13 protein-coding genes are annotated in these 15,193 nt (G+C 71.9%); 8 read left to right on the top strand and 5 right to left on the bottom strand.

Annotated features, from left to right (window positions below; all coding sequences use genetic code 11):
* Both J7E86_RS24795 and J7E86_RS24790 read left to right on the top strand, forming a co-directional pair.
* The coding region (locus tag J7E86_RS24795) for a PQQ-binding-like beta-propeller repeat protein (protein ID WP_215084365.1) at nt 1–1,601 on the top strand (1,601 nt) is incomplete at its 5' end.
* Nucleotides 1,602–1,902: 301 nt separating this feature from the next.
* Nucleotides 1,903–2,622 (top strand): response regulator transcription factor, encoded by a 720-nt coding sequence (locus J7E86_RS24790; protein ID WP_215084363.1) that lies wholly within the window; start codon nt 1,903–1,905, stop codon nt 2,620–2,622.
* On the opposite strand, the gene J7E86_RS24785 is transcribed toward J7E86_RS24790, so the two are convergent.
* Both J7E86_RS24785 and J7E86_RS24780 read right to left on the bottom strand, forming a co-directional pair.
* Complete coding sequence (locus J7E86_RS24785; protein ID WP_215084361.1) at nt 2,582–2,830, bottom strand: hypothetical protein; 249 nt, start codon at nt 2,828–2,830, stop codon at nt 2,582–2,584. The genes J7E86_RS24790 and J7E86_RS24785 overlap by 41 nt on opposite strands.
* Nucleotides 2,831–2,851: 21 nt before the next feature.
* Nucleotides 2,852–4,522 (bottom strand): sodium:solute symporter family protein, encoded by a 1,671-nt coding sequence (locus tag J7E86_RS24780; protein WP_215084359.1) that lies wholly within the window; start codon nt 4,520–4,522, stop codon nt 2,852–2,854.
* 150 nt (nt 4,523–4,672) lie between these two features.
* Between J7E86_RS24780 and galT the strand changes: the two genes are divergently transcribed.
* From galT to J7E86_RS24760, 4 genes are all read left to right on the top strand, one after another.
* The gene (gene galT, locus J7E86_RS24775; protein WP_215084357.1) at nt 4,673–5,716 is read left to right on the top strand and encodes a galactose-1-phosphate uridylyltransferase; all 1,044 of its coding nucleotides are present in this window, start codon (nt 4,673–4,675) and stop codon (nt 5,714–5,716) included.
* Complete coding sequence (gene galE, locus J7E86_RS24770) at nt 5,713–6,690, top strand: UDP-glucose 4-epimerase GalE (RefSeq protein WP_215084355.1); 978 nt, start codon at nt 5,713–5,715, stop codon at nt 6,688–6,690. Before galT ends, galE begins: the two co-directional genes overlap by 4 nt.
* A complete protein-coding gene (gene galK / locus J7E86_RS24765) occupies nt 6,687–7,838 on the top strand; it encodes a galactokinase (protein ID WP_215084353.1) in 1,152 nt (383 codons plus the stop codon). Before galE ends, galK begins: the two co-directional genes overlap by 4 nt.
* A gap of 381 nt (nt 7,839–8,219) precedes the next feature.
* Nucleotides 8,220–8,996: a response regulator transcription factor gene (locus J7E86_RS24760; protein ID WP_215084351.1), complete on the top strand. Its 777-nt coding sequence runs from the start codon at nt 8,220–8,222 to the stop codon at nt 8,994–8,996.
* Here J7E86_RS24760 and J7E86_RS24755 read toward each other — a convergent pair.
* A complete protein-coding gene (locus tag J7E86_RS24755; RefSeq protein WP_215084349.1) occupies nt 8,955–9,452 on the bottom strand; it encodes a MarR family winged helix-turn-helix transcriptional regulator in 498 nt (165 codons plus the stop codon). The genes J7E86_RS24760 and J7E86_RS24755 overlap by 42 nt on opposite strands.
* A gap of 139 nt (nt 9,453–9,591) precedes the next feature.
* On the opposite strand from J7E86_RS24755, the gene J7E86_RS24750 reads away from it, so the two are divergent.
* Nucleotides 9,592–10,398, top strand: coding sequence for a trans-aconitate 2-methyltransferase (locus tag J7E86_RS24750; RefSeq protein ID WP_215084348.1), 807 nt, complete (start codon nt 9,592–9,594; stop codon nt 10,396–10,398).
* 75 nt (nt 10,399–10,473) lie between these two features.
* Here J7E86_RS24750 and J7E86_RS24745 read toward each other — a convergent pair whose 3' ends face one another.
* On the bottom strand, nt 10,474–11,163 hold the full coding sequence (locus tag J7E86_RS24745) for a TetR/AcrR family transcriptional regulator (protein WP_215084347.1): 690 nt from the start codon (nt 11,161–11,163) through the stop codon (nt 10,474–10,476).
* A gap of 42 nt (nt 11,164–11,205) precedes the next feature.
* Nucleotides 11,206–12,168, bottom strand: coding sequence for a fatty acid desaturase (locus tag J7E86_RS24740; protein ID WP_215084346.1), 963 nt, complete (start codon nt 12,166–12,168; stop codon nt 11,206–11,208).
* 195 nt (nt 12,169–12,363) lie between these two features.
* On the opposite strand from J7E86_RS24740, the gene ppc reads away from it, so the two are divergent.
* The gene (gene ppc / locus J7E86_RS24735; protein ID WP_374223855.1) at nt 12,364–15,132 is read left to right on the top strand and encodes a phosphoenolpyruvate carboxylase; all 2,769 of its coding nucleotides are present in this window, start codon (nt 12,364–12,366) and stop codon (nt 15,130–15,132) included.
* The last annotated feature ends 61 nt before the right edge of the window (nt 15,133–15,193 follow it).

Genomic DNA, 15,193 nt, shown 5'->3' with positions numbered 1-15,193 from the left:
GCGTCGGCCAGGCCCCGCAGCCCGGCGGCTACGGCTACCCGGGCGGACCCGGTCAGCCCGGCCAGCCCGGTCAGGGCCCGCAGGGCTACGGCGCGCCCACCCAGCCCCAGTTCGGCGCCTATCCGCCCGCCGGCCAGTACCCGGGCGCCCCCGGCGCCCCCGCGGGCGGCGGCGCCAAGAAGCGCATGGCGGTCATCATCAGCGCCGCGGTCGCGCTCGTGCTGGTCGTCGGCGGCGGCATCTGGTTCGCCACCTCGGGCGGCGACGACGACGATCCGAACGTCTCCTCCGCGGGCACCAGCCAGGGCGGCACCGGCGGCAAGCAGAACGGCGAGCAGGGCGGCGGCAAGGGCACCAAGCCCAAGACCGTCGACGGCAAGCTGCTCTTCGAGGTCGAGCAGGAGAAGGTCGACGACCTCGTCAGCGCCAAGGGCATGTGGGTCACCGACCAGGCCGTCGCCAAGGCCGACGCCTACAAGATCGTCGGCTACGGCCTGAGCGGCGGCAAGAAGTGGGAGCTCCCGCTCGACGGCGCCATCTGCTGGTCCAACCCCAAGGCCACCGAGGACGGCAAGGCCGTGGTCCTCGTCAGCGACGGCAAGCCCAGCGAGGAGAAGAAGTACGGCGGCCCCTGCACCCAGGTCGTCGCCTTCGACGTGAACAAGGGCACCAAGCTCTGGCAGAAGTCCGCCCAGGCCGGTGACCGCGACGTCTCCTTCTACGAGGTCACCATCGGCGGCGGCACCGTCGCCGCGGGCGGCACCACCGGCGGCGCCGCCTGGTCCCTCGCCGACGGCAAGGAGCTGTGGAAGCCCAAGGAGTCCAGCTCCAACTGCAAGGACGCCGGTTACGCCGGCGGCGCCAAGCTCGTCGCCGTCCGCCGCTGCGGCGACTACGAGCGGCCCCAGGTCACCGTGCAGACCGTCGACCCCGGCTCGGGCGCCGTGAAGTCCACGTACAAGGTGCCGTCCGGGCTGAACTACCCGCACATCGCCTCCACCGACCCGCTGGTCATCGCCGTCTCCGCCGGTTCCACCACCGGCAACGGCGCCTCCGACTTCCTCGTCGTCGACGACAGCGGCAAGGAGGGCAAGCTCCGCACCAAGATCTCCGCGGGCAACGGCAAGTACGAGCCCAAGTGCCCCTCCACCGAGGTCGAGGGCTGCACCAAGATGTCCATCACCAAGGACACGCTCTACCTGCCGACCGAGGCGCACCCCACCGGCGGCGACGGCGGCCGCGTCAACGAGATCGTCGCCTTCGACCTGAACACCGGCCAGACCAAGGGCAAGACGGACGGCACCCCCGGCGCCGAGCTCGTGCCGCTCGGCGTGGACAAGGACGGCTACCCCATCGCCTACCAGAACCCCACCTTCCGCTGGGGCGGCCAGGTGCTGCGCATCGACCCCAAGACGTACAAGGCCGATGTGCTGCTGAAGAACGCCGACGACACGGCGCAGGCCGAGCGCGAGCTCTCGCCCGACTACCAGCAGGGCGTCTGGGCCCAGGGTCACCTCTTCCTGGGCACCAACTACGTCCGCAAGGTCACCACCGCCGGTCTGGGCAAGCAGTACACGCTCCAGATCTACGGCGGAAGCTGACCCCCGCTGACGCCCGCGGTTGACGCGAGGACCGGCGCCCGCGCCGGTCCTCGCGTCGCCGCGGTAGCGGTTTCCGACCGGTTGCCGCACGATGCGGCACAATGACGTCCGTATCCCTGCCTTCCACGCCTCCGTGCCTGAACGATCCGTTTCAGTCTCGAAGTACACGTGATTGGCAGGGATTTCGGCATTCCGGGGGACTTCTCACCGGTAAGGGGCGCGCGACGTCGAACAAGCGTGTAGCTTCCGGGGGCAAGAGGGCCGGGGAAGAGACGTACGCGGGGCGACAGGGGGCAAGCGCATGGGCGTGCGGCTCATGGTGGTCGACGACCACCGACTGCTGGCCGAGGCGCTCGCCTCGGCACTGAAGCTGCGCGGGCACCGCGTGCTGGCCGCCGCCGCGCCGAGCGCGGGAGCGGCCGACCTGGTGGTGAGCCGCGCACCCGAGGTGTGCCTGCTGGGCACCGCGACACCCGCCGAACCGGGCGCCTTCGACCCGGTCGTACGGATCAAGCGGGAGCGCCCGCAGGTCGCCGTCGTCGTGCTCGGCCCCGTGCCGAGCCCACTGGGCATCGCCGCCGCCTTCGCCGCCGGCGCCTCCGGCTACGTACGGCACAACGAACGCATCGAGGGCGTCGAGCGCGCCATGATGAAGGCCCGCGCCGGCGAGGCCGCCGTCGACCCGCAGCTGCTGCAAGGCGCCTTCACCGAGCTCCTCAACCCGGCCGCCCAGCCGGACGACGAGGGCGCCCGGCTGCTCCAGCTGCTCACCCCGCGCGAGGTCGAGGTGCTGGTCCGGGTCGCCGAGGGCGAGGACACCCGGCTGATCGCGGCGGGCATGGGAATAGCGCCCAGCACCGCCCGGACGCACGTCCAGCGCGTCCTGATGAAGCTGGGCGTGGGCTCCCGGCTGGAGGCGGCCGCCCTCGCGGCCCGCACGGGCCTCCTCGACCGGGCCGGCGCCCAGGCCGCCGCCGCGGCTAGTCCCCGGGCGGCGGCGGGACCGCCGGGCGGAGCCTGAGCCACAGCAGGAAGAACGCGCCCAGGGCGAGCATCCCCAGACCCGTCCACAGGTTGATGTTGATGCCCTGGGCCTTGCGGAGGTCGGCGTCGGAGGCCAGCACCCCGGCGCCGGCGACGACGAGCCCGTACACCGTGAACAGACCGCCGATGATCAGCCGGATGTCGAAGAGCCGGGCGGCGCCGTGCTCCCGCGGTTCGTCGCTCATGGCGCGTTCCTTTCCGGTACCTCAGAGGGAGAACGGGACGTAGCAGGCGGCGGCGAGCACGACCGTGCCCCAGCCCAGCAGCGCCGGCCTGCGGTACCACGCGTCGTCGCCGGGCGCGGGCGGCTCCTGCGCACCGGGCGCCCGCGTGCCGTACACCAGCCCCGCCAGCCGCTCCGCCGGCCGCGGCCGGGTCAGCGGCGAGACCACCAGCATCACCACGGCCCCCACGGCGAACGCCACGATGGACGAGACGAAGTTGGCGCCCTGGTCGGACGGGATCGCGAGCACACCCTGCCGGTACAGCCAGAAGTAGTTGACCATCGCCGCGACCGTGCCCGACAGCAGCCCCCAGAAGCCCGCCGCGGCCGTCGCACGCTTCCAGAACATGCCGATGACGAAGACGCAGAAGAGCGGGACGTTGAAGAACGAGAACAGCGTCTGGAGGTAGTTCATGATGTTGCCGAACGAGGCCGCGACGAACGCCGTTCCCATGCCCGCCAGCACACCGGCCGCCGTCACCCACCGGCCGGTCGCCAGGTAGTACGCGTCCGGGCGGTCCCGGCGCACGTACGCGCCCCAGATGTCGTAGGTGAAGACGGTGTTGAAGGACGACACGTTCGCCGCCATCCCCGCCATGAACGCCGCCAGCAGCCCGGTCACCGCCAGCCCCAGCACACCGCTCGGCAGCAGGTCCCGCATCAGCACCGGGATCGCGTCGTTGTAGCTCAGCCCGCTGCCCGCCCGGCCCAGCCCCGGCTCCAGCACCAGCGCGATCAGCCCGGGCACGACCACCACCAGCGGAATGAGGAGCTTGGGGAACGCGGCGATCAGCGGGGTGCGGCGGGCGGCGCCGAGGTCCCTCGCCGACAGGGCGCGCTGCACCTCGGCGAAGTTGGTCGTCCAATAGCCGAAACTCATCACGAAGCCCAGCCCCAGGGTGATGGTCAGCCAGTTGGCGCCCAGGGCGTTGGCCTCGCCGATGCCCGTACCGCCCCAGGGCCGCAGGAAATCCTCACCATGAGCGGCCGACAGCGACGAGGACAGGCCGTCCCAGCCGCCGACCCGCCGCAGGCCCACGACCGTCAGGGGGATCAGCGCGGCGAGGATCACGAAGAACTGGAGCACCTCGTTGTAGATCGCCGAGGACAGGCCGCCCAGGGTGATGTACGCGAGGACGAAGACCCCCGCGACGACCACCGCCACCCACTGCGGCCAGCCCAGCAGCGCCTCCAGCACGATCGCCATCGCATAGAGGTTGACGCCCGCGATCAGCACCGACGACACGGCGAAGATGACCGACGACAGCAGATGCGAGGCCGGCCCGAAGCGGTGCAGCAGGAACTCCGGGACGGAGCGCACCTTCGAGCCGTAGTAGAAGGGCATCATCACCAGCCCCAGGAACACCATGGCCGGTATCGCGCCGATCCAGTACCAGTGCACGGTGTACGCGCCGTACTGCGCGCCGTTGGCCGCCATGCCCAGGATCTCGGTGGCGCCGAGGTTGGCCGCGACGAACGCCAGCCCGGTGACCCAGGCCGGCAGCGACCGGCCCGAGAGGAAGAAGTCCAGGCTGGTGCGGACCGAGCGGCGCGCCGCCCAGCCGATGCCCAGGACGACGAGGAAGTAGAGCGCGAGGATCGTGTAATCGAGACCGTTGACGGGCAGGCGCAGCTCTTCGGCCAGCCGGTGCATGGATCACCTCACTCGGGGGTTCACGTGTCCACTGTCGACCGCTGTTCGCTCATGATTCCTTGTGTTCGGTTGTGTGTGAAGGTGTGTGCGAGGGGAGAGGTAGACAAGAGACGCGACGATCAAACGGCCCGGCTACGAACGGAGTTCGGCGTGAAGAGGACGGCGGCCCGGCTCGCGGACGGGCGCGAGCTGCTCTACTACGACCTCCGCGACGACACCGTGCGCGACACCGTCGACCGGCGCCCCCTCGCCCCCGTCACCACCACCTCCGAGATCCGCCACGACCCCCTGCTCGGCGACAGCGTCGCCATCGCCTCGCACCGCCAGGCCCGCACGTACCACCCACCGGCCGGCGACTGCCCCCTGTGCCCCACCCGCGACGGCCGCCCCACCGAGATCCCCGCCTCCGACTACGACGTCGTCGTCTTCGAGAACCGCTTCCCCTCGTTCGCCGGCGACTCCGGCCGCTGCGAGGTCGTCTGCTTCACCCCCGACCACGACGCCTCCTTCGCCGACCTCGACCCCGAGCACGCCGCCCTCGTCCTCGCCGCCTGGACCGACCGCACCGCCGAACTCTCCGCACTCCCCGCCGTCCGCCAGGTCTTCTGCTTCGAGAACCGCGGCCAGGAGATCGGCGTCACCCTCGGCCACCCCCACGGCCAGATCTACGCCTACCCCTTCGTCACCCCCCGCACCGAACGCGTCCTCGCCAACGCCGCCGCCCACCGGCGCCGCACCGGCCGCAACCTCTTCGACGACACCCTCGCCGCCGAACGCGCCGACGGATCCCGCACCGTCCTCGACGGCGCGCACTGGACCGCCCACGTGCCCCACGCCGCCCACTGGCCCTACGAGGTCCACCTCCACCCCCGGCGCCGCGTCCCCGACCTCCTCGCCCTCGACGACGCCGCCCGCGCCGAATTCCCCGGCCTCTACCTGGAGCTCCTGCGCCGCCTCGACCGGATCTTCGGCCCCGGTGAGCCGCCCACCCCGTACGTCTCCGCCTGGCACCAGGCCCCCACCCACCACCCCCACAGGAGTGAATTCGGCCTTCACCTGGAGGTCTTCACCATTCGACGGGCTCCCGGCAAGCTGAAGTTCCTCGCCGGTTCCGAATCCGGCATGAATGTCTTCATCAACGACGTGCCGCCGGAGGCCGCGGCCCGGCGACTGCGAGAGGTAGCGAGCGAATGAGCAGCAGCACCAGCGGTACGTACCTGGTCACGGGCGGCGCCGGCTACATCGGCAGCGTCGTCGCCGCCCACCTGCTGGCCGCCGGGCACACCGTGACCGTGCTCGACGACCTCTCCACCGGCCACCGCGCCGCCGTCCCCGACGGCGCCCGGTTCATCGAGGGCCGCGTCCAGGACGCCGAACGCTGGCTGGACAGCTCCTACGACGCCGTCCTGCACTTCGCCGCCTTCTCCCAGGTCGGCCAGTCCGTCACCGACCCCGAGCCCTACTGGCGCAACAACGTCGGCGGCACCGCCGACCTCCTCGCCGCCATGCGCGACGCCGGCGTCCGCACCCTCGTCTTCTCCTCCACCGCCGCCACCTACGGCGAACGCGCCACCGTCCCGATCACCGAGGACGCCCCCACCCGCCCCACCAGCCCCTACGGCGCCACCAAACTCGCCGTCGACCACATGATCAGCGGTGAATGCGCGGCCCACGGCCTCGCCGCCGTCTCGCTGCGCTACTTCAACGTCGCGGGCGCCTACGGCCGTTACGGCGAGCGGCACGTCCCGGAGACCCATCTGATCCCCCTCGTCCTCCAGGTCGCCCTCGGCGAGCGCGCGGCGATCTCCGTCTACGGCGACGACTACCCCACCCCCGACGGCACCTGCGTCCGCGACTACATCCACGTCGCCGACCTCGCCGAGGCCCACCTGCGCGCCCTGTCCGCCGCCCGCGACGGCGAACACCTGATCTGCAACCTCGGCAACGGCAACGGCTTCTCCGTCCACGAGGTCATCGAGACCGCCCGCAAGGTCACCGGCCACCCCGTGCCGCAGACCACCGCCGGACGCAGGGACGGCGACCCGGCCGTCCTGGTCGCCTCCGCCGGCCGGGCCGAGGAGACCCTGGGCTGGCGGCCGAGCCGCCCGGGCCTGGCCGGCATCATCGCCGACGCCTGGGAATTCGCCCGCCACCGGGCCGCCGAATGACCGCCGACGCCACGGCGGCCGCCTTCACCCGCGCCTACGGACACGCCCCCGACGGCGTCTGGGCGGCGCCCGGGCGGGTGAACCTCATCGGCGAGTACACCGACGTCAACGAGGGGTTCGTGCTGCCCTTCGCACTGCCGCACGCCGTACGCGTCGCCGCGGCACCGCGCGCCGACGGCCGGCTCCGCCTCCACTTCGGCGACGACCCGGCCGGCCCCACGGAGCTGTCCGGCGTCGATCTCACACCCGGGCACACCAAGGGCCGGCCCGCCTACCCCGCCGGCGTCCTCTGGGCCCTGCGGGAGAGCGGACACACGGCCGGGGGAGCGGACCTCCACCTCGACAGCGACGTCCCGCCCGGCGCCGGCCTGTCGTCCTCGGCCGCCGTGGAGTGCGCCGTCGCCCTCGCCCTCGACGCCCTGTACGGTCTGGACCTGCCCCGCCCGGAGCTCGCCCGGATCTGCCGCCTCGCCGAGAACGCCTTCGTCGGCGTCCCCTGCGGGATCATGGACCAGACCGCGTCCGCCTGCTGCCTCGCGGGCCACGCCCTCCACCTCGACACCCGCGACCTCACCAGCCGCCACATCCCCTTCGACCCCGAGGGCGCGGGCCTCCGGCTGCTCGTCGTGGAAACCCGGGTGAAGCACTCCCTGGCGGACGGCGCGTACGCGGCCCGGCGCGCCGGTTGCGAGGCGGGGGCCCGCGCGCTGGGCGTGCGCGCACTGCGCGACATCCCCCACGAGGAACTGGACTCCGCGCTCGGCCGCCTCCCGGATCCGGGCGTACGGGCGCTCGTACGCCACGTCGTCACCGAGAACGCGCGCGTGCGGGAGGTCGTCGGACACCTGGAGGCGGGCCGGCCGCGGGCCGTCGGGCCGGTCCTCACCGCCGGGCACGCGTCCCTCCGCGACGACTTCGCCGTCTCGTGCCCCGAGCTGGACCTGGCCGTCGCAGTCGCGAACGAGGCGGGTGCGCTGGGCGCCCGGATGACCGGCGCGGGGTTCGGCGGCTCGGCGGTGGTGCTGGCCGAGGCGGGTGACGCGGCGGCGGTCACCCGGGCCGTCAGGGACTCCTTCGCCGCGGCCGGGCACCGCGAACCGGCCGTCTTCGCGGCGGTGCCGGCCGACGGCGCGCGCCGGGTGGCCTGAGCGTGCCGGTGCGCGGGCCGCGCCGACCAGGCTCTTCGGGCCGCCTCCCGCTAGCGCGCGGCCTGATGACGCCGGTGGATCAGTCGGGCATGGACAACATCGCGTCGTTCCACGTCGTTCACTGCCCCAATACTGAACATAAAGCTCACCATAAACACGCGGGTCAAGCAGTTTTGCTAATCGGCTTCCGATGCCGGACCCCAGCCGTACGCTGATGCACAGCGTCGGTGGGGGCCGACGCTGATCAGGGGGCGAGACAGGCAGGTACGACGCCCGGGGCGGAGCGGTCGATCACGGCACGGCGGCGGCCGTGCGTGCGTGACGGCCCCGCGATCGGGCGCCGTACCCGCACTGCCCCGTTTCCGGGATATGGGGGTGGCTGTGGCACGTATTCGGGTACTGGTGGTCGACGATCACCGCATCTTCGCCGAGTCGCTCGCCGCTGCCCTCGCAGCCGAGCCCGACGTGGACGTCTCGGCGGCCGGCAGCGGGCCGGCGGCACTGCGCGCCCTGGAGCGCGCGGCGGGCGAGGGCCGCCGCTTCGACGTCCTGCTCGTCGACGCGGACCTGGGCACCGTGGCCCCGGACGTCGTGCCGGGACAGCTCCGGGGCCAGGACAGCGGTGGGCAGTCCGAGGGCACCGTCGACGGCATCTCGCTGGTGGCCGGCGTCCGCAGTGGCCAGCCCGCCGTACGGACGGTGGTGCTCGCCGAGCGCGACGACCCCAGACGAGCCGCGGCCGCGCTCCAGGCGGGCGCCGGCGGCTGGGTCGCCAAGGACTGCTCGCTCTCCCGGCTGCTGGCCGTCATCCGCGGGGTGCTGCGCGACGAGACCCATCTGCCGCCCGCCCTGCTGACGGGGGTGCTCCGGGAGCTGACGGCGGCGCGCAAGCACCGCACGGAGAGCGAACGGCTCGTGGAGTCGCTCACCCCGCGCGAGCGCGAGGTGCTGCGCTGCATGGTGGCCGGACTGGGCCGCAAGGCCGTCGCCGAGCGGCTCTACCTCTCCCCGCACACCGTCCGCACCCACATGCAGAACGTGCTGGGCAAGCTCGGGGTGCACTCCACGCTCGCCGCGGTGGCCCTGGCCCGCCGGGCCGGGGTGGGGCCGGTGGACCTAGCCGGGAATGTTGTCGAACGGGGCGGTCAACTGGCGTAGCAGGTCGGCCAGTTGGTGTCGCTGGGTGTCGGAGAGCTCGCCGAGGATGGCGCGCTCCTGGGCCAGCAGCCCGGCCAGCGCCTCATCGGCGCGGTCGCGGCCCTCGGCGGTGAGCCGCACCAGCACGCCCCGCCGGTCGCTGGGATCGGGCAGCCGCTCGACCAGGCCCTTCTTGGCGAGCCGGTCGATGCGGTTGGTCATCGTGCCCGAGGTGACCAGCGTCTGGGTGAGCAGCTGGCCGGGGGAGAGCTGGTAGGGCGCGCCGGCCCGGCGCAGCGACGTCAGGACGTCGAACTCCCACGGCTCCAGCTGATGCTCGGCGAAGGCGAGCCGCCGGGCCCGGTCGAGGTGGCGGGCGAGTCTGCTGACACGGCTGAGCACCTCGAGTGGTTCCACGTCGAGGTCCGGGCGCTCGCGACGCCACGCTGCGACAAGCCGATCGACCTCGTCCTCCATGGCGATCAGTGTAGAGGGTCTGTCGACGTGAAGTCTCTTGACGTCAAGATACATGAGCGGGGATGCTGGAGATCGCGCCGCACGCAACCCTCGCGTATCGGACACCCCGGCGCGCTCCGCGCGTAAGGAGGCCCCACCCATGCACAGCGCCCCCGCCTGGGACCCGCACCAGTACCTTCGCCACTCCGGCCACCGCAACCGGCCCTTCCACGATCTCCTGGCCCGCGTCCCCGAGCTTCCCCGCACGCCCGCCCGCATCGTCGACCTGGGCTGCGGCACCGGCAACCTCACCGCCCTCCTCGCCGCGCGCCGGCCCGACGCGCACGTCACCGGACTCGACAACTCCCCGGACATGCTCGCCGAGGCCACCGCGTACGCCGGCCCCTCCGGCGGTGGCGGGAGCATCGACTTCGCGCACGCCGACATCGGCGACTGGCGGCCGGCGGAGACGTTCGACCTGATCATCTCCAACGCGGCACTCCAATGGGTGCCGGACCACACCGACCACTTCACCCGCTGGGTGGACGCCCTCGCCCCCGGCGGCACGTTCGCCTTCCAGGTGCCGGGAAACTTCGCCGCATCCAGCCATGCCCTGCTGCGCGAGCTGTGCGGCAGCCCGCGCTGGCGGGACCGCCTGGGGGAGACGGTACGGGCCTCACCGGTCCTCGACCCCGCCGATTACCTGGCCCTTCTGGCCGGGCTGGGCCTGGCGGTGGACGCCTGGGAGACGACGTACCTCCAGGTGCTGCCGGGGGAGGACGCGGTCCTCGACTGGGTGAAGGGGACGGCGCTGCGGCCGGTGTTCGACGCGTTGGCGGACGACCGGGAGGTGGAGGAGTTCCTGGCCGTCTATGGGGCACGGCTGCGGGAGGCGTATCTCGCGGGTGCGGACGGGACGGTGTTTCCGTTCCGGCGGATCTTCGTGGTGGCGCGGAAACGGGGCTAGCCACGGGGCTCTGTCATAGAACCAGCCCGGCCGGCGTTTGAGGCCATCTTTGAGCCGCACCCGAGGTACGAACCCTCAGGCCCGCCGGTGACCAACAAGCCGCGGCCGCGCTTCCAGCCCGTCCAGTCCATGCCAAGCCAGATTCACCAGATGCGCCGCCACCTCCGCCTTCTTCGGCTTGCGCACATCCAGCCACCACTGACCCGTCAGCGCCACCATCCCCACCAGCGCCTGCGCATACAGCGGCGCCAGCTTCGGGTCGAAGCCGCGGGCCTTGAATTCCAGGCCCAGGATGTCCTCGACCTGCGTCGCGATATCGCTGATCAGCGAGGCGAACGTGCCCGTCGACTGCGCCACCGGCGAATCCCGGACCAGGATCCGGAAACCGTCCGTGTACGTCTCGATGTAGTCCAGCAGGGCGAACGCCGCCTGCTCCAGCAGCTCCCGCGGGTGGCCCGCCGTCAGCGCGCCCGTCACCGAGTCCAGCAGCTGCCGCATCTCGCGGTCCACGACCACCGCGTACAGCCCCTCCTTGCCGCCGAAGTGCTCGTACACCACCGGCTTGGAGACCCCCGCCTTCGCCGCGATCTCCTCCACCGACGTGCCCTCGAAGCCCTTCTCGGCGAAGAGCGTGCGACCGATGTCCAGCAGCTGCTCGCGGCGCTCCGCGCCGGTCATCCGCACCCGCCGGGCGCGGCGGGCCCCCGAGTCGGCGGCCCGGCTCTTGCTGCTGGTGGTATTGCTATCGATCGCCACGCCGCCCATCATGCCTCCCCCAGCTACCGCCGAGGGCACGCCCGGGCGGCATCACGCCTTCCTCCGGGAGTCGATGCGGCCGGCATCCGGCCACCGCACGTCATAGGCCCAGCCGGCCTTCTCGAACCAGCGGATGATCCGCGCACTCGAATCCAGCTGGCCCTTGAGCACACCGTGCCGCGCCGACGTCGGATCGGCATGGTGCAGGTTGTGCCAGGACTCGCCGCAGGACAGCACCGCGAGCCACCACACATTGCCCGAACGGTCGCGCGACTTGAACGGCCGCTTGCCGACCGCGTGACAGATCGAATTGATCGACCACGTCACATGGTGCAGCAGCGCCACCCGCACCAGGGAGCCCCAGAAGAACGCCGTCACCGCGCCCTGCCACGACCACGTCACCAGCCCGCCCACCAGCGGCGGGATCAGCAGCGACACCGACGTCCACAGCACGAACTGCCGGGACACCTGACGAATGTCCGGATCCTTGATGAGATCCGGCGCGTACTTCTGCTGCGGCGTCTGCTCCTGATCGAACATCCATGCAACGTGCGCCCACCACAGCCCCTTCAGCAGCGCGGGCACGCTCTCGCCGTACCGCCACGGCGAATGCGGATCACCCTCCGCGTCCGAGAACCGGTGGTGCCGGCGATGATCCGCCACCCAGCGCACCAGCGGCCCCTCCACCGCCAGCGACCCCATGATCGCCAGAGCGACCCGCAACGGCCGCTTCGCCTTGAACGCGCCATGCGTGAAATAGCGGTGGAAGCCGATCGTGATGCCATGGCAACCGATGTAGTACATCGCGACCATCAGGCCGAGATCCAGCCAGCTCACCCCCCAGCCCCAGGCCAGCGGGACGGCGGCGAGCAGGGCGACGAACGGGACGGTGATGAAGAACAGCAGCGCGAGCTGCTCCACCGACCTCTTGCTGTCACCACCCAGCGTGGCGGAAGGCGGCGGGGTTTCCTGGGCCAACGGCGCGTCTTCGATCACGTCGGGGCTTGCAGTCATGAGTTCCCTCAGGGGGCTCGGGGCATGGCTACGGGTCCGTAACCTACGGCTACGTAAGTATGGCAGGGCGGCGCCCCGGGGCAAGAGGGCTGTGGACAACCGCGCGTCGGGCGGCGACCTATGCTGGTGCACGTCGGACAGCGCGGTCCGCAACCCCTCCAGACGTGCTCAGAAACTCTGCAAGGAGCCGCACCTGTGAGCAGTGCCGACCAGACCCCCCTCGCCCCCGCCACCACCGGGAACGAAGGCGAAGCACAGCGCAGCGCAGCCCTGCGCGCCGACATCCGACGCCTCGGCGACCTCCTCGGCGAGACCCTGGTCCGCCAGGAGGGCGACGACCTCCTCGCCCTCGTCGAGCGCGTACGCGCCCTCACCCGCAGTGACGGCGACGCCGCCGCCCGGCTCCTCGGCGACACCGACCTGGAGACCGCCGCCAAGCTCGTCCGCGCCTTCTCCACCTACTTCCACCTGGCCAACGTCACCGAGCAGGTGCACCGCGGCCGCGAGCTGAAGGCCAAGCGCGACGCCGAGGGCTCGATCCTCGCCCGCACCGCCGACCAGCTCAAGGACGCCGACCCCGAGCACCTCCAGCAGACCGTCCAGCACCTCGGCGTACGACCCGTCTTCACCGCACACCCCACCGAGGCCGCCCGCCGCAGCGTCCTCAACAAGCTCCGCCGCATCGCCGAGCTCCTCGACACCCCCGCCGCCGGCGCCGGCGACAAGCGCCGCACCGACCTCCGCCTCGCCGAGAACATCGACCTGCTCTGGCAGACCGACGAACTGCGCGTCGCCCGCCCCGAGCCCACCGACGAGGCCCGCAACGCCATCTACTACCTCGACGAGCTCCACGCCGACGCCGTCGGCGACGTCCTCGAAGACCTCGCCGCCGAACTCGACCGCGTCGGCGTCGCCCTCCCCGCCACCACCCGCCCCCTCACCTTCGGCACCTGGATCGGCGGCGACCGCGACGGCAACCCCAACGTCACCCCCCAGGTCACCTGGGACGTGCTGATCCTCCAGCACGAACACGGCATCACCGACGCCCTCGAACTCGTCGACTTCCTCCGCGGCGCCCTCTCCAACTCCATCCGCAACAGCGGCGCCACCGAGGAACTCCTCACCTCCCTCCAGCGCGACCTCGACCTGCTCCCCGAGATCAGCCCCCGCTACAAGCGCCTCAACGCCGAGGAGCCCTACCGCCTCAAGGCCACCTGCGTCCGCCAGAAGCTCGTCAACACCCGCGAGCGCCTCGCCCGCAACACCCCCCACGAGCCCGGCCGCGACTACCTCGGCACCGGCGACCTCCTCGCCGACCTCCAGCTGATCCAGGACTCCCTGCGCGCCCACCGCGGCCGCCTCATCGCCGACGGCCGCCTCGAACGCGCCCTCCGCACCCTCGCCGCCTTCGGCCTCCACCTGGCCACCATGGACGTCCGCGAACACGCCGACGCCCACCACCACGCCCTCGGCCAGCTCTTCGACCGCCTCGGCGAGGAATCCTGGCGCTACGCCGACATGCCCCGCGACTACCGCCGCAAGCTCCTCGCCAAGGAGCTCCGCTCCCGGCGGCCCCTCGCACCCAAGCCCGCACCGCTCGACGCCGACGGCGCCAAGACCCTCGGCGTCTTCGACACCATCCGCGAAGCCCTCACCCGCTTCGGCCCCGAGGTCGTCGAGTCCTACATCATCTCCATGTGCCAGGGTGCCGACGACGTCTTCGCCGCCGCCGTCCTCGCCCGCGAGGCCGGCCTCGTCGACCTCCACGCCGGCTGGGCCAAGATCGGCATCGTGCCCCTCCTGGAGACCACCGACGAGCTCAAGGAAGCCGACCGCCTCCTCGACGAGATGCTCGCCGACCCCTCCTACCGCCGCCTCGTCGCCCTCCGCGGCGACGTCCAGGAGGTCATGCTCGGCTACTCCGACTCCTCCAAGTTCGGCGGCATCACCACCAGCCAGTGGGAGATCCACCGCGCCCAGCGGAGGCTGCGGGACGTCGCTCACCGCTACGGAGTCCGCCTGAGGCTGTTCCACGGCCGCGGAGGCACCGTCGGCCGCGGCGGCGGCCCCACCCACGACGCGATCCTCGCCCAGCCCTGGGGCACCCTCGAAGGCGAGATCAAGGTCACCGAGCAGGGCGAGGTCATCTCCGACAAGTACCTCATCCCGGCCCTGGCGCGGGAGAACCTGGAACTCACGGTCGCCGCCACCCTCCAGGCGTCCGCCCTCCACACCTCACCCCGCCAGTCCGACGAGGCCCTCGCCCGCTGGGACGCGGCCATGGACACCGTCTCCGACGCCGCCCACGACGCCTACCGCGAGCTCGTCGAGGACCCCGACCTCCCCGCCTACTTCTTCGCCGCCACCCCCGTCGACCAGCTCGCCGAACTCCACCTCGGCTCCCGCCCCTCCCGCCGCCCCGACAGCGGCGCCGGACTCGACGGACTCCGCGCCATCCCCTGGGTCTTCGGCTGGACCCAGTCCCGGCAGATCGTCCCCGGCTGGTTCGGCGTCGGATCAGGACTCAAGGCCGCCCGCGAGGCCGGACTCGACACCGTCCTGGACGAAATGCACGAACACTGGCACTTCTTCCAGAACTTCCTCTCCAACGTCGAGATGACCCTAGCCAAGACCGACCTGCGCATCGCCCAGCACTACGTCGACACGCTCGTACCCGACGAGCTCAAGCACGTCTTCGACGTCATCAAGGCCGAACACGCCCTCACCGTGCGGGAAGTCCTGCGCATCACCGGCGAAGCGGAACTCCTCGACGCCAGCCCCGTCCTGAGCCAGACGTTCCACATCCGGGACGCGTACCTGGACCCGATCTCGTACCTCCAGGTGACGCTGCTGCACCGCCAGCGGGAAGCGGCTGCGCGCGGCGAGGCGGCCGACCCCCTGCTGGCGCGGGCGCTGCTGCTCACCGTCAACGGAGTGGCGGCGGGGCTGCGCAACACGGGCTGACGCCGCGGGTCGTGGTGCCGGCCGCGCCGGCGAGCGCCCTGCGGGCGCGTCCTCGAACGCC

It is taken from the genome of Streptomyces sp. ISL-11 (genome assembly GCF_018614525.1).
Lineage (GTDB): Bacteria > Actinomycetota > Actinomycetes > Streptomycetales > Streptomycetaceae > Streptomyces.
The sequence above is the reverse complement of the archived record's forward strand: the minus strand, read 5'-3'. Positions and strand labels throughout refer to the sequence as shown.